The sequence below is a fragment of the Variovorax ureilyticus genome, assembly GCF_050632185.1.
Classification (GTDB): domain Bacteria; phylum Pseudomonadota; class Gammaproteobacteria; order Burkholderiales; family Burkholderiaceae_C; genus Variovorax; species Variovorax ureilyticus_A.
Map to the genome: position 1 here is coordinate 4,321,496 of NZ_CP192579.1, position 18,128 is coordinate 4,339,623.

The 18,128-nt window shown below is 69.1% G+C and carries 17 protein-coding genes and 1 pseudogene; 13 read left to right on the plus strand and 5 right to left on the minus strand.

Annotation, left to right across the window (positions count from 1 at the left end; all coding sequences use genetic code 11):
* Positions 1-9: 9 nt before the first annotated feature.
* Positions 10-900, plus strand: a complete 891-nt coding sequence (locus tag ACQ858_RS21415) for a DMT family transporter (RefSeq protein WP_431274537.1) — start codon at positions 10-12, stop codon at positions 898-900.
* Between the two features lie 18 nt (positions 901-918).
* Here ACQ858_RS21415 and ACQ858_RS21420 read toward each other — a convergent pair whose 3' ends face one another.
* Complete coding sequence (locus ACQ858_RS21420; RefSeq protein ID WP_431274538.1) at positions 919-1,950, minus strand: LacI family DNA-binding transcriptional regulator; 1,032 nt, start codon at positions 1,948-1,950, stop codon at positions 919-921.
* A gap of 136 nt (positions 1,951-2,086) precedes the next feature.
* Between ACQ858_RS21420 and ACQ858_RS21425 the strand changes: the two are divergent.
* From ACQ858_RS21425 to ACQ858_RS21455, 7 genes and pseudogenes are all read left to right on the plus strand, one after another.
* A pseudogene (locus ACQ858_RS21425) lies at positions 2,087-2,950 on the plus strand (dioxygenase); the annotation flags it as partial.
* A gap of 69 nt (positions 2,951-3,019) precedes the next feature.
* Positions 3,020-3,784 (plus strand): SDR family NAD(P)-dependent oxidoreductase, encoded by a 765-nt coding sequence (locus ACQ858_RS21430; RefSeq protein WP_431276918.1) that lies wholly within the window; start codon positions 3,020-3,022, stop codon positions 3,782-3,784.
* Between the two features lie 78 nt (positions 3,785-3,862).
* Positions 3,863-4,750, plus strand: a complete 888-nt coding sequence (locus ACQ858_RS21435) for a 3-keto-5-aminohexanoate cleavage protein (RefSeq protein WP_431274539.1) — start codon at positions 3,863-3,865, stop codon at positions 4,748-4,750.
* 62 nt (positions 4,751-4,812) lie between these two features.
* Complete coding sequence (locus ACQ858_RS21440) at positions 4,813-5,814, plus strand: quinone oxidoreductase family protein (protein ID WP_431274540.1); 1,002 nt, start codon at positions 4,813-4,815, stop codon at positions 5,812-5,814.
* A gap of 22 nt (positions 5,815-5,836) precedes the next feature.
* Complete coding sequence (locus ACQ858_RS21445; RefSeq protein ID WP_431274541.1) at positions 5,837-6,193, plus strand: cupin domain-containing protein; 357 nt, start codon at positions 5,837-5,839, stop codon at positions 6,191-6,193.
* Between the two features lie 59 nt (positions 6,194-6,252).
* Positions 6,253-7,233 (plus strand): tripartite tricarboxylate transporter substrate binding protein, encoded by a 981-nt coding sequence (locus ACQ858_RS21450; RefSeq protein WP_431274542.1) that lies wholly within the window; start codon positions 6,253-6,255, stop codon positions 7,231-7,233.
* 31 nt (positions 7,234-7,264) lie between these two features.
* Positions 7,265-7,729, plus strand: a complete 465-nt coding sequence (locus tag ACQ858_RS21455) for a CopD family protein (RefSeq protein WP_431274543.1) — start codon at positions 7,265-7,267, stop codon at positions 7,727-7,729.
* Here ACQ858_RS21455 and ACQ858_RS21460 read toward each other — a convergent pair whose 3' ends face one another.
* Positions 7,730-8,620 carry a LysR family transcriptional regulator gene (locus tag ACQ858_RS21460; RefSeq protein ID WP_431274544.1) on the minus strand — a complete coding sequence of 297 codons (891 nt, stop codon included), beginning with the start codon at positions 8,618-8,620 and terminating at the stop codon, positions 7,730-7,732.
* A gap of 88 nt (positions 8,621-8,708) precedes the next feature.
* Between ACQ858_RS21460 and ACQ858_RS21465 the strand changes: the two genes are divergently transcribed.
* On the plus strand, positions 8,709-8,942 hold the full coding sequence (locus ACQ858_RS21465; protein WP_431274545.1) for a DUF1127 domain-containing protein: 234 nt from the start codon (positions 8,709-8,711) through the stop codon (positions 8,940-8,942).
* Here the strand turns inward: ACQ858_RS21465 and treF are convergent.
* The 3 genes from treF to ACQ858_RS21480 are packed head-to-tail and all read right to left on the minus strand — an operon-like array spanning position 8,860 to position 12,976.
* Entirely contained in the window at positions 8,860-10,530 is a 1,671-nt protein-coding gene (treF, locus tag ACQ858_RS21470; RefSeq protein ID WP_431274546.1) for an alpha,alpha-trehalase TreF, read from the minus strand. The two genes, ACQ858_RS21465 and treF, sit on opposite strands and share 83 nt — an antisense overlap.
* The gene (locus ACQ858_RS21475) at positions 10,527-11,774 is read right to left on the minus strand and encodes a CaiB/BaiF CoA transferase family protein (RefSeq protein WP_431274547.1); all 1,248 of its coding nucleotides are present in this window, start codon (positions 11,772-11,774) and stop codon (positions 10,527-10,529) included. The genes treF and ACQ858_RS21475 overlap by 4 nt, the downstream gene beginning before the upstream one ends.
* On the minus strand, positions 11,774-12,976 hold the full coding sequence (locus ACQ858_RS21480; RefSeq protein WP_431274548.1) for an acyl-CoA dehydrogenase: 1,203 nt from the start codon (positions 12,974-12,976) through the stop codon (positions 11,774-11,776). Before ACQ858_RS21480 ends, ACQ858_RS21475 begins: the two co-directional genes overlap by 1 nt.
* A 186-nt stretch (positions 12,977-13,162) precedes the next feature.
* Between ACQ858_RS21480 and ACQ858_RS21485 the strand changes: the two genes are divergently transcribed.
* Genes ACQ858_RS21485 through ACQ858_RS21500 form a run of 4 tightly spaced genes read left to right on the plus strand, consistent with a single transcriptional unit; the run spans position 13,163 to position 18,122 of the window.
* Positions 13,163-14,116 carry a LysR substrate-binding domain-containing protein gene (locus ACQ858_RS21485; RefSeq protein WP_431274549.1) on the plus strand — a complete coding sequence of 318 codons (954 nt, stop codon included), beginning with the start codon at positions 13,163-13,165 and terminating at the stop codon, positions 14,114-14,116.
* A 9-nt stretch (positions 14,117-14,125) separates the two neighbouring features.
* A complete protein-coding gene (locus ACQ858_RS21490) occupies positions 14,126-15,172 on the plus strand; it encodes an HlyD family efflux transporter periplasmic adaptor subunit (RefSeq protein ID WP_431274550.1) in 1,047 nt (348 codons plus the stop codon).
* Positions 15,172-16,959: an ATP-binding cassette domain-containing protein gene (locus ACQ858_RS21495; protein WP_431274551.1), complete on the plus strand. Its 1,788-nt coding sequence runs from the start codon at positions 15,172-15,174 to the stop codon at positions 16,957-16,959. Before ACQ858_RS21490 ends, ACQ858_RS21495 begins: the two co-directional genes overlap by 1 nt.
* The gene (locus ACQ858_RS21500) at positions 16,956-18,122 is read left to right on the plus strand and encodes an ABC transporter permease (RefSeq protein ID WP_431274552.1); all 1,167 of its coding nucleotides are present in this window, start codon (positions 16,956-16,958) and stop codon (positions 18,120-18,122) included. Before ACQ858_RS21495 ends, ACQ858_RS21500 begins: the two co-directional genes overlap by 4 nt.
* The last annotated feature ends 6 nt before the right edge of the window (positions 18,123-18,128 follow it).

Below are 18,128 nucleotides of genomic sequence, written 5' to 3' on the forward strand. Positions count from 1 at the left end.
AACGACCGAATGATCGACCGCAAGGACCACCTCGACACCCGCGCCACCGCGCTCCTCATCGCCTGCTGCGCGTTCTGGGGACTGCAGCAGATCCTCATCAAGACCACGGTCGCCGAAGTGCCGCCGATGTGGCAAGCCGCCATCCGCATGAGCGGTGCCGTGGTGCTGCTGTGGCTGTGGTGCCGCTGGCGCAATGTCCCGCTGTTCGAGCGCGACGGCACCCTGATCGGCGGGCTGCTTGCTGGCGCGCTGTTCGCGGGCGAGTTCACCTGCATCTACCTCGGGCTGCAGCGCACGAGCGCATCGCGGCTCACGGTGTTTCTCTACACCTCGCCCTTCGTGGTGGCGCTGCTGCTGCCGCGCTTCGTGCGGTCGGAGCGGCTGCGCGGCATCCAGTGGATCGGCCTCGCAATCGCCTTCTGCGGCGTGGTGCTGGCCTTCAGCGAGAGCTTCGGCAGCAGCAGTCCGGGCCAGCTTCAGGGCGACGCACTCGCGCTCCTGGGCGGCGTGCTGTGGGGGCTGACCACCCTCGCGATCCGCACCACGCGGCTGGCGACGGCCAGCGCCGAGAAGGCGCTCTTCTATCAGATCGCGGTCACCGCGGCGATCCTGCCGGTGCTGTCGCTCGTGCTCGGCGAAGCGTGGGGGTTCGCGTATTCCGGCTATGCATGGTTCTCGATCGCGCTGCAGACCGCGATCGGCGCCTTCGCGAGCTACCTCGCCTGGATGTGGATGCTGCGGCACTACCCGGCCACGCGCGTGTCGTCGTTCACCTTTCTCACGCCGCTCTTCGCGCTGGTGTTCGGGGTGATGCTGCTCGCGGAGCCGCTCACGCTGCAACTGGTGCTGGCCCTCGCCGGCGTGGGGATTGGCATCGTGCTGGTCAACCGGCGCACCTGAGACCAGCCGCCAAGGCGCTCAGCTTCCGGTCGCCGCCTTGCGCGTCGATTCGCGCACGACGAGCTCGGGCCGCAGCACCACCGTCGAGGCCGACAGCGCCTTGCCGTCGATCTCGTCGAAGAGCATCTCCGCGGCACGCCACCCGAGTTCGCGATGCGGCAGGCGGATGGTGGTGAGCGGCGGATTCACCATGTCGACCAGCGGCATGTCGTTGTGCCCGGTGATGGAGATGTCGCGCGGCACCTTGATGCGAAGTTCGCGCAGCACGTCGTAGGCGCCGAGCGCGACGAGGTCGTTGCAGCACACCACCGCGTCGGGCCGCTCGTTCTCCGCGAGCAGCTTGCGCATCGCCTCGCGGCCGGCTTCGCGGGTGTAGCCCTCGCATTCGGCGACGCAGGCCAGCTCGAGCCCGCGGTCACGCAGCGCCTGCTCCACGCCCTGCCTTCGGGCAACGCCGGTCGGCACGTCCTGCGGACCCGCGAGATGCGCGATGCGGCGATGACCGGTCGCGACCAGGTGATCGACCGCGAGCTTCATCGCGAGCCGGTCGTCGCTCACCACCGCGGGCAGGCGGCCGCTCTCGTCCGCGCGGTTCACGAGCACCGCATGCATGCCCGCCCGGACGATGAAATCCACCAGCGGATCGTCGCGCGTGGCGATCGCCATCACGAGCCCGTCCACGCGCTGCGCGAGCATGCGCTCGACGATCGGCTGCGCCAGCACATGGTCCGCCACGTTGGCGACGAAGACGAAGAAGCCGCGCGCCGCCGCGCTCGCCTCGATGCCCTGCAGGATCGGCGGGAACACCGGGTTGGTGATGTCGGGCAGCAGTACGCCGATGGTCTGCGTGCGCCCCGTACGCAGCGCCGACGCCGCGCGGTTCGGCCGGTAGCCGAGCCGCTGCGCCGCTTCCTCCACCACCCGCAGCACCTCGGCGCTGATGAGACCGCGCTTGTCGGGATTGAGCGCGCGCGACACCGTCGACACATGCACGCCCGCCGCCTGGGCGACATCGCGGATGGTGACGGCGGAGGACTGGTGCGGGTTCATTGATGCAAACGTTTGATCGTGCAAAGCCTCAGCTTATGACCCTGATTTCTTGGGGGTCGAGGGAATTCCCGAATTTTACTCAGCCACCGTCTGGCCAAATAATGTGCAAACGTTTGCAGCCAATTTCCCGCCCACCATGAACATCGTCACCACCCCCGACTCCGTGCTCGAGATGGCCACCCGGTCCATGGCCCGCACGCCCGATCCGCGCCTGCGCACCGTGATGGAGTCCCTCACGCGCCATCTGCATGCCTTCGTGCAGGAGGTGAAGCTGACCGAAGAGGAGTTCGAGCGCGCGCTCGGCTTCATCGTCGCGATCGGGCAGGCCAGCGGCGAGAAGAAGAACGAGGTCGTGCTCGCCGCCGACCTGCTCGGCGTCTCGACGCTGGTCGCGCTGCTCAACAACCAGGATCCGCAGGGCGAATCGCCCGCCGCGCTGCTCGGGCCGTTCTGGCGCGCGAACGCGCCGCTGTGCGATGCGGGCGAGAGCATCGCGCGCTCGGAAACGCCCGGCACGCCGCTGGAGGTCACGGGCACGGTGCGCAACGGCGCGGGCCAGCCGATCGCGGGGGCGACGGTCGATGTGTGGCAGGCCTCGCCGGTCGGGCTCTACGAGAACCAGGACGAGTCGCAGGACGACATGAACCTGCGCGGCCGCTTCAAGACCGACGATGAAGGCCGCTTCCGGCTCCGGACCGTGCGGCCGTCCGGCTATCCGGTGCCCACCGACGGCCCCTGCGGCGAGCTGCTGCGTGCGCAGCAGCGGCATCCCAACCGGCCCGCGCACCTGCACTTCATGGTGAGCAAGCCGGGGCACAAGGTGCTGATCACGCAGGTCTTCGCGGACGACGACGAGAACCTCGAAAGCGATCCGGTGTTCGGCGTCACGCGCCGGCTGATCGGTCGCTTCGAACCGCAGGAAGGCACGGGCCAGGCGACGCTGCGGCACGACTTCGTTCTCGAGCCTGGCGAGATGAAATTCCCTCACCCCCAATTCCCTGAACACCCGCAGGCTTGCCCGCGGCAGCCCCCGAATTTCTTCCTCCATCTCACCTTCTTTCAGGACTTCATGAGCTTCGAACCCACCTCCCGACTCGACGGCAAGGTCGCGGTCATCACCGGCGGACTCGGCGCCATCGGCTATGCGACGGCACGCCGGCTCGCGGCGCTCGGCGCGACCTGTGTGCTGCTGCACCGCCGCGGCGATGACGGCGCCGCGCGCACCGCTGCGTTGCCGGGCGGCAGCGCGCAGCGCCACTCGGCGATCCGCGCCGACATCGTCGATACACCGAGCCTGCGCAAGGCGGCGGCCGAGGTGCAGTCCACCTACGGCCGTTGCGACATCCTCGTGAACAGCGCCGGCCACACACAGCCGGTCGCGGCCGCCGATCTCGAAGCGCTGACCGACGAGCTCATCGACGACCTGATGCGCGCCAACTTCCGCGGCGTGTTCGCGACCATCCGCGTGTTCGCGCCGCTGCTCAAGCAGAGCGGCGACGCTCTGGTGGTCAACGTGTCGTCCATCGCGGGCTTCACCGGCGTGGGCAGCAACCTCGCGTACGTCGCGGCGAAGGCCGGGCTCGACGTGGTGGGCGATGCACTCGCCAAGGTGCTCGCGCCCGCGGTGCGCGTGGTGTCGGTGTCGCCGGGCGCGGTCGAGTCGTCCTTCGTGCCCGGGCGCGGGGAGGACTTCAAGGCCAAGATGGCTACCACCACGCCGCTTGGCCGCATCGGCTCGCCAGAGGACGTGGCGGCGGCGATCGAGGCGCTCGCGACCACGATGCGCTTCGTCACCGGCACGCGCATCGTCGTGGATGGAGGGCGGCACCTATGAGCGCCGCATGGCCGCCCAAAGGCGCGATGGCCCCCTCGGGGGCAGCGCAGCACGCGAAGCGGCAAGCGTGGGGGCCCCATGAACAGCAAGACGCTGATCACCTGCGCGGTCACGGGCAACCTCGTAAAGCCCGAGCAGACGCCCCACCTGCCGATCACGCCCACGCAGATCGCCGACGAATGCCTCGCCGCCGCCGAAGCCGGCGCGGGCCAGGTGCACATCCATGTGCGCGACCCGAAGACGGGCCGGCCTTCGATGGATGTCGATCTCTACCGCGAGGTGGTCGACCGCATCCGCCGCAGCAATCGCGCGCTGATCGTCAACCTCACGACCGGCCCCGGTGGCCGCTTCATTCCGAGCGAGGACGACCCGAAGGTCGCCGCGCCCGGCAGCACGCTGCTGCCGCCGGAGCAGCGCGTTGCGCACATTGCGCTGATCAGGCCCGACGTCTGCTCGCTCGATCTGAACACGATGAATTCGGGCCCGGACGTCGTCATCAACACGCCGAAGAACGTGCGCCGCATGGCGAAGGTGATGCGCGAGGCCGGCGTGAAGCCGGAGCTCGAGATCTTCGATTCGGGCGACATCCACATGGCGCTCGACCTCATCGCAGACGGCACGCTCGACGGTCCCGGCATGTGGACCTTCGTCCTCGGCGTGAAGTACGGCTTCATGCCGACACCGCAAACCGTGCTGTACGCACGCGACATGCTGCCGCGCGGCGCCTTCTGGAGCGCCTTCGGCATCGGCCGCATGGAATTCCCGATCGTCGCGCAGGCGTGGCTGCTCGGCGGCCACGTGCGCGTGGGCATGGAAGACAACATCTATCTCGAAAAGGGCGTGCTCGCGCAAAGCAACGCGCAGCTCGTCGCGAAGGCGCGCGACATCATCCGGAGCCTGGGCGGCGAAGTCGCCACGGCGCGCGAGGCGCGCGCGATGCTGGGACTCGGGGAGGCACGCCCATGAGCGCCCGCACGGCCGTCCCGAAGGGGGCTCCGCACCGCAGTGCGGAGCACGGAGGTCACCCCATGAGCGCGGTGATTGCAGAAAGCGACAGGGCGCTTGCACTGCGCGTGAGCCAGAAGGCAGCGCAGCTCGACGAGCTTCGGCTCGAAGCCGCGCCGCAAGCGCAGCCGCTGGCCAAGCCGGGTTTCGCGGTGGTCAGGGTGTGCGCCGCCGCGGTCAACCCCAGCGACGTGAAAGCCACGCTGGGCATCATGCCGCAGGCGGTGTGGCCGCGGACGCCGGGCCGCGACTTCGCGGGCGTGGTGGTCGATGGACCGGGCGACTGGATCGGCCGCGAGGTCTACGGATCGGGCGGCGACGTGGGCATCACGCGCGACGGCTCGCATGCGCGCTTCCTCGTGCTGCCGGTGGAGGCGCTGCGCAACAAGCCGCGCGGCATCTCGATGGACGAGGCCGGCGCGGTCGGCGTGCCCTTCGTCACCGCCTACGAAGGCTTTCGCCGCAGCGGCATGCCGCATGCCGGGCAGACGGTGCTGGTGCTCGGGGCGAACGGCAAGGTCGGCCAGGCCGCGGTACAGCTCGCCGCACAGGGCGGCGCGCGCGTGATCGCGGTGCAGCGGCGCGCGGGACCGTTCGAGGGCTTCGCGTGCGCGCCGGTCGACGTGATCGATGCGCGGGACGGCGAAGTCGCCGCGCGCGTTCGCGAACTCACCGGCGGGCGCGGCGTGGACATTGCCTACAACACCGTGGGGAGCGCCTACTTCGACGCCGCGAACAAGTCGATGGCCAAGGGCGCCACGCAGATCTTCATCTCCACGCACGACCGCGCGGTGCCCTTCGACATCTTCGCGTTCTACCGCGGCATGCACACCTACGTGGGCATCGACTCGCTCGCGATGGACTGCATCGCGTCCACCGCGCAGCTCGACGCGATGCGCGAGGGCTTCGAGCGCGGCACGCTCAAGCCCTTCCCGGTGGCGCGGGCCTACGGGCTCGATGAAGCGATCGACGCCTACCGGCTGGTGCTCTCCGGCAGCACGGACCGCGTCGTGCTGCGCCCCTGAATCCACACGGAGGAGACAAGCGATGCACGTGACCCGCTTCGACGAAGCACCCGCCTACGAGGCACCCAACCACTTCGACATGCGCTGCCTGCGCCTGCAGGGCAAGGAAGCCGGCCCTTCGACGCAGATGTGGATGGGCATGAGCCAGCTCCTCCCTGGCGGCCGCACCACGCTCGACGGCTCGCCGATCGAGAAGCTCTATCTCGTGCTCGAGGGCCGGCTGACCGTGGTCGGCGAATTCGACGGGCAACGCGAGGAGCACGAACTCGGCCCCTACGACAGCTGCCGCTTCGCGCCCGGCGAGAAGCGGCAGCTCGTCAACCGCACCGACCGGCCTGCGCTGGTCGCGCTGGTGATGGCCAACGCGCCGCCAGCCTGAGCCACACGCCATCGATTCGTCGCATTTCGAAACCACAACGATTCCAACGGAGACAAGACATGACGACATTCATCCCCGGCCGGCGCAGCCTGCTCGCGGCCTCGCTCGCGCTCCTGGCCATCGGCGGGGCCCATGCCGAGGGCGACTGGCCGCACGCGCAGACGATCCGGCTGATCGTGCCCTTCACCGCGGGCAGCGGCACCGACATCGTGGCCCGTCTCGTGGCCGAGAAGCTCGGGCCCGCGCTCGGCACCAGCGTCATCATCGACAACAAGCCGGGCGCGGGCGGCACGCTCGGCGCGACGCAGGTCGCGAAGGCGCCGGCGGATGGCTACACGCTCCTCGTCCACTCCGCCGGGCACCTGGTCAACCCGGCGATCTATCCGAACCTGTCGTACGACACGCTCAAGGACTTCGCCGGCATCACGCCGCTCGCGAGCCTGCCCAATGTGCTGGTGACCTCACCCAGCCGCTTCGCGGACGTGAAAGACCTGGTCGCGCAGGCCAAGGCCAAGCCCGGTGGATTCAACTACGCATCGGCCGGCAACGGCTCGGCCACGCACATGAATGCGGAGGTGTTCCGGCTCGCGGCGGGATTGCAGGCACAGCACGTGCCCTTCCGCGGCACGCCCGAGGCCATGACCGAAGTGATGGGCGGCCGCATCGACTGGTTCTTCGCGCCGATGGTCTCCGCGCTGCCGCTCATCAAGGACGGCCGGCTCAAGGCACTCGCGGTCGGCACCGGCAAGCGCTCCGCGGTGATGCCGGAGATCCCGACCACCGTCGAGGCCGGCGTGCCGGGTTCCGAGTACCTGTTCTGGGTCGGCCTGTTCGCACCTGCGAAGACACCCAGGCCCGTCGTCGACCGCGTGCAGGCCGAGGTCAGCAAGATCATGGAATCGCCCGATCTGAAGGCACGCCTGGACAAGCTCGGTGCCGAGCCCTTCACGATGCCTTCAGCGCAGTTCGACAAGTTCCTCGCCCTTGAGACGGCGAAGGCGCAGCAAGTCGTGAAGGCCGCCGGCATCAAGGTTGATTGACCGAACGTGGAGCGGCGTTCTACGCTCGGCCATGCCCTCGCCTTACACCGCCCTCCTCTTCGTCCACACTCTCGCTGCCGCCTTCTGGGTCGGCGGCATGGCGCTGATGCACTTCGCCGTGCGGCCGGCGGCGGTCGCCACGCTCGAGCCGCCGCAGCGGCTGCCGTTTCTCGCGGCGACGCTCGGGCGCTTCTTCGTCGGCGTGTCGAGCGCGATCGTGCTGCTGCTCGCCACCGGCTTCGGCATGGTCTGGCTGGCCGGCGGCTTCGCGAACGTGCGATGGAACGTGCACGCCATGCTCGCGCTCGGGTTGGTGATGATGGCGATCTACCTGCACATCCGGTTCGCGCCGTTTCCTCGCCTGAAGAGCGCGGTCATCACGCGCGCGTGGCCCGTGGCAGCGTCCAACCTCGACACCATTCGCAAGCTCGTCGGGCTGAACCTGCTGCTCGGCGTGGTCGTCTTCGCGATCGCGCTCATCGGCCGCGCGGCCTGACTACCGCTGCGCGAACGCCGAAAGAACCCTCAGTACCGTAGCGGTCGCGCCGTCGAGCGCCGGCTTCGGCCGGTGCGCGATGCCGAGGTGGCGCGTGAGCTTCGGACTCAGCGGCAGCACCTGCAGCCGCTCGTTGAGCTCCGCGCCCACCGGCTGGTGTACCGGCAGCACCGCCGCGCCGTAGCCGGCCGCGACGAGACTGCGCATCGCCGCATCGAAATTGAGCTCGATGCGCGGCCGCGGCGATTCGCCCGCCGCGGCGAACCATTCCATCGTCAGCCGGTACATGTGCGTGGTCGCGTCGTTGAAGATCAGCGGCCGCCCGGCCAGCCAGCGCGGCGTGACGCGCCTGGGCGCTTCCCACTTCTTCGGAACGAACGCCATCATCGGCTGGCTGCGCCATCGCGTGACCACCAGGTCGCGCATCGGCGGCTGCGGGATCGCGACGAGGCCCACGTCCAGCGTGCCCATCGCGAGGCGCGACATGGTCTCGGTCGAGCCGAGGATGCTCACTTCGACGTCGATGCCGGGATGGTCCTGCTCCAGCGCCTCGAGCACCTGCGGCAGCAGTTCGACCACCACGCCGGTCGAGGTGCCCAGCCGGACGCGCCCCATGCGTCCCTCGGCCCGGCGGCGCACCACGTCGATCGCATCGTCGGCATCGCGCAGCAGCCTGCGCGCCCGCTCCACCAGCGCGGCACCGGCGGCGGTGGGCGTGATGCGGCGCGCGCCGCGCACCAGCAGCTGGACATCGAGGCGCGATTCGAGTTCGCTGACGTGCAGGCTCACCGTGGGCTGCGCGAGATGCAGCGCGTTGGCGGCGGCGGAGAAGGTGCCGAGGTCGGCAATGGACACCAGCGTGCGAAGTTGATCGAGGTTGAGGTGTCTCATCAGGAAAGCTGATCGTTCGTCACAGAATTCTCAACTTCCACAATAGCACGCCGGCTTGCAAGATGACGCTCCGTCCGAGGAGCCTTTCATGCAACCGCCCAAGCCCGCCTTCTTCGCTGCCGTTCTGGAGTTGATCCGCAACGCGCACCGCGCGCGGCAGGACCACCGCCATCTGCGCGCGATGAGCGAGCGCGAACTGTGCGATCTGGGCGTGGGCCGCAGCGAGATCCCCGCGCTCTTCAGCGATGCAGCGGCGCCGTCGAATGCGCCGTGCAGCCGTGGGCGGTGTGCTGCGGATGCTCGGCCAGCAAGGCCGCGGTAACGCCGTTGGTCCAGCCGAAGCCGTCCTGCAGCGGGTATTCGCCGCCGTGGCCACCGCACGTGTCGTCGTGCTCGAGGCAGCGCAGCGCATATTTCTCGACCAGCTTGCCTTCGCGCTCATAGAGCGCGGCCACGGTCGCGAGCCACCGATGCGAGAGGGTTCGAGAAAGGTCGTCGCACCCATGGTCGGCGAATCCGCGCACCGCCATCCATTGCAGCGCGGCCCAACCGTTGGGCCGGTCCCATTGCTGGTCGCTCGCGCACTCGGTGGTCGAGAGTCCGCCGGGCGCAAGCATCCGGTTTGCGACGGTGGTTGCGAGCGCCTGCGCATGCGCCGGCTCTGCCGCACCGACGAACAGCGGCGTCACGCAGGCCGCCGTGAGGCAATCGCGCCGTTGGCCGAGGCGCCAGTCGTAGTCGAAATAGGCGCCTTGCCCGTCATCCCAGAAAAGCGCCGTCATGGCCGCCTTGCGCGCTTCGGCCTTTTCGGCGAAAGCCGCGGCGGTTGTCGCGTCGCCCGACTGCTTCGACAGCGCCGCGATCTTCGTTTCGAGCCCGTAGAGAAGGGCATTGAGGTCCACAGGCAGGATGTCCGTGGTGCAAATGCTCGCGAGCGATGGTGCGCTGCGGGCACGCACATGCTCACAGCTGCGCTGCTCGTCGTGCGCCTGCGGCGCGCGCAGCCACCGTGTGCTGAAGTCCCAGCCCGATTCGCAGGCCGCACGGATGTTGCGGTAGATGTCGGCGGGATCGCGCCTGCACGATTTTGCGGTCGTCACGTCCTCGATCCACGATTCCTCGCGCGGCGTGTCGCGATCGTCCCAGTAGCGGTTGAGCAGCGCGCCGTCCGCGAGGCGCACCGCGCGGCGGCTGGCCTGGCCCTCGGCCGTGCCATCGGCGCCGGCCATCCAGAACGCATGCTCCTTGCGAAGCTGCGGCAGGAAGTCGATCTCCCGGATCACGCCGCGCCGATGCGCCAGCTCGACCATCAGCGCGAAGACGGGCGGCTGCGAGCGGCTCAGGTAGTAGATGCGATTGCCGTTGGGCACGTGGCCGTAGGTATCGATCAGGTAGGCGAAGTTTTCCACCATGCCGCGGATGAGCGGTGCATGGCGCTCAGCGTCGAGGCCCAGCATGGTGAAGTACGAGTCCCAGTAGTAGATCTCGCGGAATCGCCCGCCGGGCACGAGGTAGGCGTGCGGCAGCTGCAGCAGCGACGAACGTGGAGGATGCGCCTGCGGATGCCGCGTGAGCACGTCCCAGAGATCGTCGATGTGCGCGACCAGCGGCTGGCCCGGTACCGACTCGTAGACCGAAGGCGCCTGCGCCGCCGCGTCGAAATGCGCATCGACGAAGGCCGGCAGATCGAAGCCCGGCCGCGTCGATTGCGCGCGGTAGGCCGCCAGGATGTCCGCGGGCTCCATGCGGGGCACGCAGTCGACGAAGGTCTTGCTGTCGGCGAACACGCGGCCTGATTGCACGGCCGCAAAGAGCTCTTCGTAGCGATCGGCCGGGGTGAGCGTGTCGGGTGCAGGACAGGCGGCGGCGCGCGCTGCGCGCTGCACGCCGGCCTGGCCCGCGTGGTTCACACCACGCCCGCGTCGCGCAGCGCGGCGCGTCGTTGCGGGTCGATGCCAAGCTCGGCCAGCACTTCGTCGGTGTGCTGCCCGAGCGCCGGCGGTGCGTTGCGCAGCACCGGCGGCGTGGCCTGGAGCCGCAGCGGGCTCGCCACGCCGGTGATGCTCTCGATGCCGTCGCCCGCGTTGCGCGGCAAGGTCACCGCGAGGCCGCGCGCCTTGACCTGCTCGTCGTCGAAGGCCTGCCCGATGTCGTTGATCGGGCCGCAGGGCACCGCCTTGTCCTCGAGCAGCGCGATCCACTCGGCGGTGGTGCGGGTGCGCGTGACTTCTTCCATCTGCGGGATCAGCACTTCGCGGTGGCGCACCCGCAGCGTGTTGGTCGCGAAGCGCGGATCGGCTGCCCAGTCGGCATGGCCCGCCGCTTCGCAGAAGCGCGCGAACTGGCCGTTGTTGCCAATGGCCAGCAACATCGACCCGTCCTTGGTATGGAAGTCCTGGTACGGCGCGAGACTCGGGTGCGTGTTGCCCTGCCGCTGCGGCACGTTGCCGGTGTTGAGAAAGGCGCTCGCCTGGTTCGCGAGGATCGCCATGCCCACGTCGAGCAGCGCCATGTCGATGTGCTGTCCCTCGCCGGTGCGATGCCGTACTTCGAGCGCGGCGAGGATCGCGGTGCTCGCGTACACGCCGGTGAAGAGGTCGGTCAGCGCCACGCCGACGCGCAGCGGGCCGCCCCCGGGCACGTCGTCGGGACGGCCGGTGATGCTCATCATGCCGCTGGTGGCCTGGATCATCAGGTCGTAGCCGGCGCGGTTCGCGTGCGGGCCGTCATGGCCGAAGCCGGTCACGCTGCAGTAGATGAGGCGCGGATTGATCGCGCGCAGGTTTTCGTAGTCCAGCCCGTACTGCTTGAGCCCGCCGGTCTTGAAGTTCTCGACCACGATGTCGCTCTGCGCGGCCATCTGCCGGAGCAGCGCCTGGCCGTCCGGCGTGGCCATGTCGATCGTGACCGAGCGCTTGTTGCGGTTGCAGGCGGTGAAATAGGTCGCCTGGTTGGTGTCGTTGCCCTCTGCGTCCTTCAGGAAGGGCGGGCCCCAGGTGCGGGTGTCATCGCCCACGCCCGGGCGTTCGATCTTGACGACGTCGGCCCCCAGGTCCGCGAGGATCTGGGTGCACCACGGCCCCGCAAGCACGCGGGACAGGTCGAGAACCTTGATGCCCGCGAGGGCGCCCTGCGTTGCGGCCGGAGCAGTCATCAGTTGGCGAAGGCAGCGATGCCCGTTTGTGCGCGGCCGAGGATGAGCGCGTGGATGTCGTGCGTGCCTTCGTAGGTGTTCACCACCTCGAGGTTGACCAGATGGCGTGCCACGCCGAATTCGTCGCTGATGCCGTTGCCGCCCATCATGTCGCGGGCCAGGCGCGCGATGTCCAGCGCCTTGCCGCACGAATTGCGCTTGAGCAGCGAGGTGACTTCGACCGATGCGGTGCCTTCGTCCTTCATGCGGCCGAGGCGCAGGCAGCCTTGCAGGCCCAGCGTGATCTCGGTCTGCATGTCGGCGAGCTTCTTCTGGATGAGCTGGTTGGCGGCGAGCGGGCGGCCGAACTGCTTGCGCTCCAGCACGTAGTTGCGGGCGCGGTGCCAGCAGTCTTCCGCCGCGCCGAGCGCACCCCACGAGATGCCGTAGCGCGCGCTGTTGAGGCAGGTGAACGGGCCCTTGAGGCCGCGCACTTCGGGGAAGGCGTTCTCTTCGGGGCAGAACACGTTGTCCATGACGATTTCGCCGGTGATCGAGGCGCGCAGGCCGACCTTGCCGTGGATCGCCGGAGCGCTCAGGCCCTTCATGCCCTTTTCGAGCACGAAGCCGCGGATCGGGCCGACGGTGCCGCTTTCGGTGACTTCCTTGGCCCAGACCACGAACACGTCGGCGATCGGGCTGTTGCTGATCCACATCTTGTTGCCGGTGAGCGCGTAGCCGCCCGGCACCTTCCTGGCGCGGGTGACCATGCTGCCGGGATCGGAGCCGTGGTCGGGCTCGGTGAGGCCGAAGCAGCCGATCCATTCGCCGGTGGCGAGCTTGGGCAGGTACTTCTGCTTCTGCGCCTCGGTGCCGAATTCGTTGATCGGCACCATCACCAGCGAGCTCTGCACGCTGGCCATCGAGCGGAAGCCCGAATCCACGCGCTCGACTTCGCGCGCGATGAGGCCGTAGCAGACGTAGTTCAGGCCCGGGCCGCCGTACTGCTCGGGGATCGTCGGGCCCAGGAGGCCGAGGGCGCCCATCTCGCGGAAGACGGCGGGGTCGGTTTCACCCTTGCGGAAACCTTCGATCACGCGCGGCGCGAGGCGCTCCTGGCAGTAGGCATTGGCGGCGTCGCGCACCATGCGCTCTTCGTCGGTGAGCTGCTGGTCGAGCAGGAGGGCGTCGTCCCATTGGAAAGGGGCGTTCTTGATGGCCATTTGGAGGTCTCCGGGGGGAAAGTGGGGGCAGAAGGACTGAATCGGCCGTCATCGTAAGCGCGCCGCGGGACGAGCGCAAACGATGATTCGACACCCAGTTATGCGTTCTGCGCACGTCATAGCACAATGCGACGAGGCCGTTCTATTGGTCCCACCCGCGATTCAACTATGTAGCCTCCGCATACCATGCGCCGCAAGATCCCTTCCACCCAGTCGCTCATCTGCTTCGAGGCCGCCGCGCGGCACGAAAGCTACACCCGCGCCGCGCAGGAACTCGCACTCACGCAGAGCGCGGTGTCGCGCCAGATCACCGCGCTGGAGGTCTTCCTCGGCATCGCCCTCTTCCGCCGCACCCGGCATGGCGTGGCGCTGACGCCGGCCGGCGCCGACTATGCGCGCCAGATCGCGCGCCAGCTCGACACCATGGAGCGCGACACGCTCGACGCGATGGCGCGGCAGGGCCAGGGCGGCTCGCTGCAGCTCGCCGCGGTGCCCACCTTCGCGACCCGCTGGCTCATTCCGCGCCTGCCGGATTTCGCGGAGAAGCACCCGGACATCACGGTGCACATCGAGACGCGCACGCGCCCCTTCCTCTTCAACGACACGCCTTTCGACGCCGCGATCTACGCCGGCACAGCGACGCAGACCGCCAACTGGGCCGGCACGAAATCGACCGTGCTGATCGAGGAAGACGTGATTCCGGTCTGCAGCCCCGCGCTGCTCGCGGGCCGCAAGACGCTCACGCCCGCCGCGATCGCGCGCATGCCGCTCCTGCAGCAGAGCACGCGGCCCGACGGCTGGCGGCAGTGGTTCGACGCGCAGGACGTCGACGCGCCGCGCGCCCACAGCGGGCCGCGCTACGAGCTGTTCTCGATGATCGCGATCGCCGCGGCGCACGGGCTCGGCGTGGCGCTGATGCCGACGCTGGCCATCCAGAACGAGCTCGCGCGCGGCGAACTCGTCATCGCCTGCGACCGCCCCCTGCGCGGCAAGCGCAGCTACTACCTGGTGACGCCCGCCGTCGAAGACGAGCGGCCGGCGCTCACGCTCTTTCGCGCCTGGCTGGTCGCGCAGGCGAGCGCGGCGGGCGGCCGTGAGCAATCTCCAATTCATCGACAACGCAGCGTCATCCATACGTAGAGAGAGACCATGAACAAGAAGCCGATCATCCTCGGGGCCATCGTTCTCGTGGCCGCGACCGCTTTCGCGGCGTGGTTCTTCAACCGCCAGCCCGGCAACGCACACGAACTGGTGCTCTACGGCAATGTCGATCTGCGGCAGGTGTCGCTCGCCTTCAACGGCGCCGAGCGCATCGGCAGGCTCAACGTGCAGGAAGGCGATCGCGTCACCGCCGGCCAGGTGCTCGGCGAGCTCGACACGCGCACGCTGGAACTGCAGATCGCCCAGTCGGAGGCGCAGATCGCGGTGCAGCAGCAGGTGCTGCAGAAGCTCAGGACCGGCAGCCGCCCCGAAGAAATCGCGCAATCGCGCGCGCAGGTCGCGGCGGCGCAGGCCGACGCCGAGCTCGCGCGGCAGCAGCTCGAGCGGCTTCAATCGATCCGGCAGACCACCGCCGGCCGCGCGGTGAGCCAGCAGGACCTCGATGCCGCGCAGGCCCGTCAGAAGATGTCGCTCGCGCAACTGGAGAACGCGCGCAAGGCCCAGCAACTCGTCGTCACCGGCCCGCGCAAGGAAGACATCGCGCAGGCGCAGGCGCAACTCGAGGTGGCGGTCGCATCGCTCGCGGTGCTCAGGCATCAGCTGGAGCAGGCGCAGCTCCGGGCGCCGATCAACGCGGTGGTGCGCGCACGGCTCTTGGAGCCGGGCGACATGGCCTCGCCGCAGCGGCCGGTGTTCACGCTCGCGATCACCGATCCGAAATGGGTGCGCGCCTACGTGACCGAAGCGGAGCTCGGCCGCGTGAGGCCCGGCATGGCGGCCACGCTGCACACCGACAGCCATCCGGGCCAGCCGCTCACCGGCAAGGTCGGCTACATCTCGTCGGTCGCGGAATTCACACCGAAGACCGTGCAGACCGAGGAGTTGCGCAGCAGCCTCGTCTACGAAATCCGCGTGCTCGCCGACGATCCCGAGGACCGCCTGCGGCTCGGGATGCCGGTGACGGTACGGCTCGCACTCGACGGCGGCAACGCCAATACGAACAGCGGCGCCGCGACCGCCGGGAGCAAGCCCTGATGTCCGCCGCCGCGCCGGCGCTCGCGGGCCGCGGCCTGCACAAGCGCTTCCGGGTCAAGGGCGCCGCCGAACCCACGCGCGCGCTGGACGACGTGACGCTCGAAGTGCCCGCCGGCACGCTCACCGCGCTGGTCGGCCCCGACGGCGCCGGCAAGACCACGCTGCTGCGCCTCGCCGCCGGGCTGATGAGCGCGGACGAGGGCGCACTCAGCGTGCTCGGCATCGATGTCGCGAAAGACCCGCAATCGGTGCAGGACCGCATCAGCTACATGCCGCAGCGCTTCGGCCTCTACGAAGACCTGAGCGTGCAGGAGAACCTCGACCTCTACGCCGACCTGCATGGCGTCGGCCAATCGGTGCGCCGCGATCGCTACGCGCGCCTGATGGAGATGACCGACCTCGGCCGCTTCACCGATCGCCCCGCGGGCAAGCTCTCCGGCGGCATGAAGCAGAAGCTCGGCCTCGCCTGCACGCTGGTGCGCTCGCCGGCGCTGCTGCTGCTCGACGAGCCCACGGTCGGCGTCGACCCGCTCTCGCGGCGCGAGCTGTGGGAGATCGTGCACCAGCTCGTGGACGGGGAACATCTCTCCGTGATCGTGAGCACCGCCTACCTCGACGAGGCCGAACGCTGCGCGCAGGTGTTCGTGCTGCAGGGCGGCAAGCTCATCGCCAAGGGGGCGCCGGACGAGATCCGCCGCAACGCGAAGGACCTCTGCTACATCGCCAAACCACCAAAGGGCACCGCGCCGCGCACCCTGCAGGCGAAGCTGCTCGACGCGCCGGCCTCGATCATCGATGCGGTGCCGCAAGGCGGCGCGGTGCGCTTCATCCGCCGGCCCGACGCGGATGCGGCGGCGCTCGACGCCTTGCTCGAAGGTGCGCCGGTCGAGCCGGTGCCGGCCCGGCTCGAAGACGGCTTCATGGCGCTGCTGCGCGCGCAGCGGGCCCCGTCCGAAGCCGCACCGGCGCCAGCTGCGGCGACCGCACCCGGCAGCGGCGAATCCAGGGAAGAGGTCGTCATCGAGGTGAAGGACCTCGTGCGCAAGTTCGGCGACTTCACCGCCGTCGCCAGCACCAGCTTCGACGTGCGGCGCGGCGAGATCTTCGGCCTGCTCGGGCCCAACGGGGCGGGCAAGACCACCACCTTCCGCATGCTTTGCGGACTGCTGCCCGCGAGCGGCGGCTTCCTGCAGGTGGCCGGCGTCAACCTGCGCACCGCGCGCGCCCACGCGCGCAGCAAGATCGGCTACGTCTCGCAGAAGTTCGCGCTCTACGGCAACCTCACCGTCGCCGAGAACCTGAACTTCTTCGGCGGCGCCTACGGCCTGCGCGGCAGCCGGCTGCGCGACCGCATGCAGACCGTGCTGCAGCAGTTCGACCTGGTCGGCCAGGAACAGGCCACCAGCGGACTGCTCCCCGGCGGCTTCAAGCAGCGCCTCGCGATGGCGACCGGCCTGCTGCACGAGCCGGAAATCCTGTTCCTCGACGAACCCACCAGCGGCACCGACCCGCTCGCGCGGCGCGAGTTCTGGCGGCGCATCACCGCGCTCGCTGCTGCGGGCGTGACCGTGATCATCACCACGCACTTCATGGAAGAGGCCGAGTACTGCGACCGCATCGTGATCCAGGATGCGGGCAAGCTCCTCGCCATCGGCACGCCGCAGCAGGTGCGCGTGCAGGCCGGCGGCGCGGCGGACAGCCGGCTCAGCATGGAGGAAGCCTTCATCGACATCGTGATGCAGGCGCGCGAAGCCGCGCGCGCGCCGGCGCCGGGAGCCACCGCATGACCGATCCCGCGCCATCGGAGCAGGCCGCGAAGCACCGCCGCTTCTGGCAACGGCTCGTCGCACTCACGCGCAAGGAAACGCGCCAGCTCATCCGCGACCCGGCCAGCATCGCGATCGGCATCCTGCTGCCGATCATCCTGATCCTGATCTTCGGCTACGGCCTCTCGCTCGACGTGAAAAACGCGCCGATGGCTGTGGTGCTCGAAGACACCTCCCCCACCGCGGCGCAGGCCGTCTCGGGCCTGCAGCTCACGCCGTACATCTCGCCGGTGATGCTGACCTCGATGCGCGACGCGGAGGCCCTGATGCGCCAGCGCAAGGTCGACGGCATCGTGCGCGTGCCCGGCGACTTCTCGCGCCGGCTCGCGGCGGGCGATGCAAGCATCCAGGTGATCGTGCACGGCGCAGATGCGAACAAGGCCAACATCGTGCTGCGCTACGCGACCGGCGCGCTCATGCAGAACGCCCAGCGCATCGCCGACCGCGCGGGCGGTGCGCCGCAAGGCACGGGCATCGGCGCGATCACCATCGAACAGCGGCTGTGGTTCAACAGCGCCAACACCAGCACCTGGTATCTCGTGCCGGGCCTGATCGTGCTCATCATGACGCTGGTCGGCGCCTTTCTCACCGCGCTGGTGATGGCGCGCGAATGGGAGCGCGGCACGCTCGAAGCGCTCTTCGTCACGCCGGTGCGGCCGGTGGAGATCCTGCTCGCCAAGGTCATCCCCTACTTCGGCATCGGCATGATCGGGCTGCTGCTGTGCCTTTTGGCCGCGCGCTTCCTCTTCGAAGTGCCCATGTACGGATCGCTCGCCGCCATCGTGGTCGCCTCCATGCTCTACCTGCTGGTCGCGGTGGGCATCGGGCTTCTCATCTCGTCGGCGACGCGCAACCAGTTCCTCGCGAGCCAGGTCGCGCTGATTTCGAGCTTCCTGCCGTCGTTGATGTTGTCGGGCTTTCTCTTCGACCTGCGCAATGTGCCGACCGTCGTGCGCATCGTCGGGCGGGCACTGCCGGCGACCTATTTCATGGAGCTGATCCGCACGCTGTTCCTCGCGGGCAATGTGTGGTCGCTCATCGTGCGCAACTGCCTGATCCTGCTGGCGTATGCCGTGGTGCTCTTGAGCATCGCCCGCTTCGTCACGCGCAAGAAGCTGGACTGAAGGACA

Coding starts and splice junctions, on each gene's coding strand:
- ACQ858_RS21415 (WP_431274537.1), top strand. CDS start 10: ATGATCGACCGCAAGGACCACCTCGACACCCGCGCCACCGCGCTCCTC.
- ACQ858_RS21420 (WP_431274538.1), bottom strand. CDS start 1,950: ATGAACCCGCACCAGTCCTCCGCCGTCACCATCCGCGATGTCGCCCAG.
- ACQ858_RS21430 (WP_431276918.1), top strand. CDS start 3,020: ATGAGCTTCGAACCCACCTCCCGACTCGACGGCAAGGTCGCGGTCATC.
- ACQ858_RS21435 (WP_431274539.1), top strand. CDS start 3,863: ATGAACAGCAAGACGCTGATCACCTGCGCGGTCACGGGCAACCTCGTA.
- ACQ858_RS21440 (WP_431274540.1), top strand. CDS start 4,813: ATGAGCGCGGTGATTGCAGAAAGCGACAGGGCGCTTGCACTGCGCGTG.
- ACQ858_RS21445 (WP_431274541.1), top strand. CDS start 5,837: ATGCACGTGACCCGCTTCGACGAAGCACCCGCCTACGAGGCACCCAAC.
- ACQ858_RS21450 (WP_431274542.1), top strand. CDS start 6,253: ATGACGACATTCATCCCCGGCCGGCGCAGCCTGCTCGCGGCCTCGCTC.
- ACQ858_RS21455 (WP_431274543.1), top strand. CDS start 7,265: ATGCCCTCGCCTTACACCGCCCTCCTCTTCGTCCACACTCTCGCTGCC.
- ACQ858_RS21460 (WP_431274544.1), bottom strand. CDS start 8,620: ATGAGACACCTCAACCTCGATCAACTTCGCACGCTGGTGTCCATTGCC.
- ACQ858_RS21465 (WP_431274545.1), top strand. CDS start 8,709: ATGCAACCGCCCAAGCCCGCCTTCTTCGCTGCCGTTCTGGAGTTGATC.
- ACQ858_RS21475 (WP_431274547.1), bottom strand. CDS start 11,774: ATGACTGCTCCGGCCGCAACGCAGGGCGCCCTCGCGGGCATCAAGGTT.
- ACQ858_RS21480 (WP_431274548.1), bottom strand. CDS start 12,976: ATGGCCATCAAGAACGCCCCTTTCCAATGGGACGACGCCCTCCTGCTC.
- ACQ858_RS21485 (WP_431274549.1), top strand. CDS start 13,163: ATGCGCCGCAAGATCCCTTCCACCCAGTCGCTCATCTGCTTCGAGGCC.
- ACQ858_RS21490 (WP_431274550.1), top strand. CDS start 14,126: ATGAACAAGAAGCCGATCATCCTCGGGGCCATCGTTCTCGTGGCCGCG.
- ACQ858_RS21495 (WP_431274551.1), top strand. CDS start 15,172: ATGTCCGCCGCCGCGCCGGCGCTCGCGGGCCGCGGCCTGCACAAGCGC.
- ACQ858_RS21500 (WP_431274552.1), top strand. CDS start 16,956: ATGACCGATCCCGCGCCATCGGAGCAGGCCGCGAAGCACCGCCGCTTC.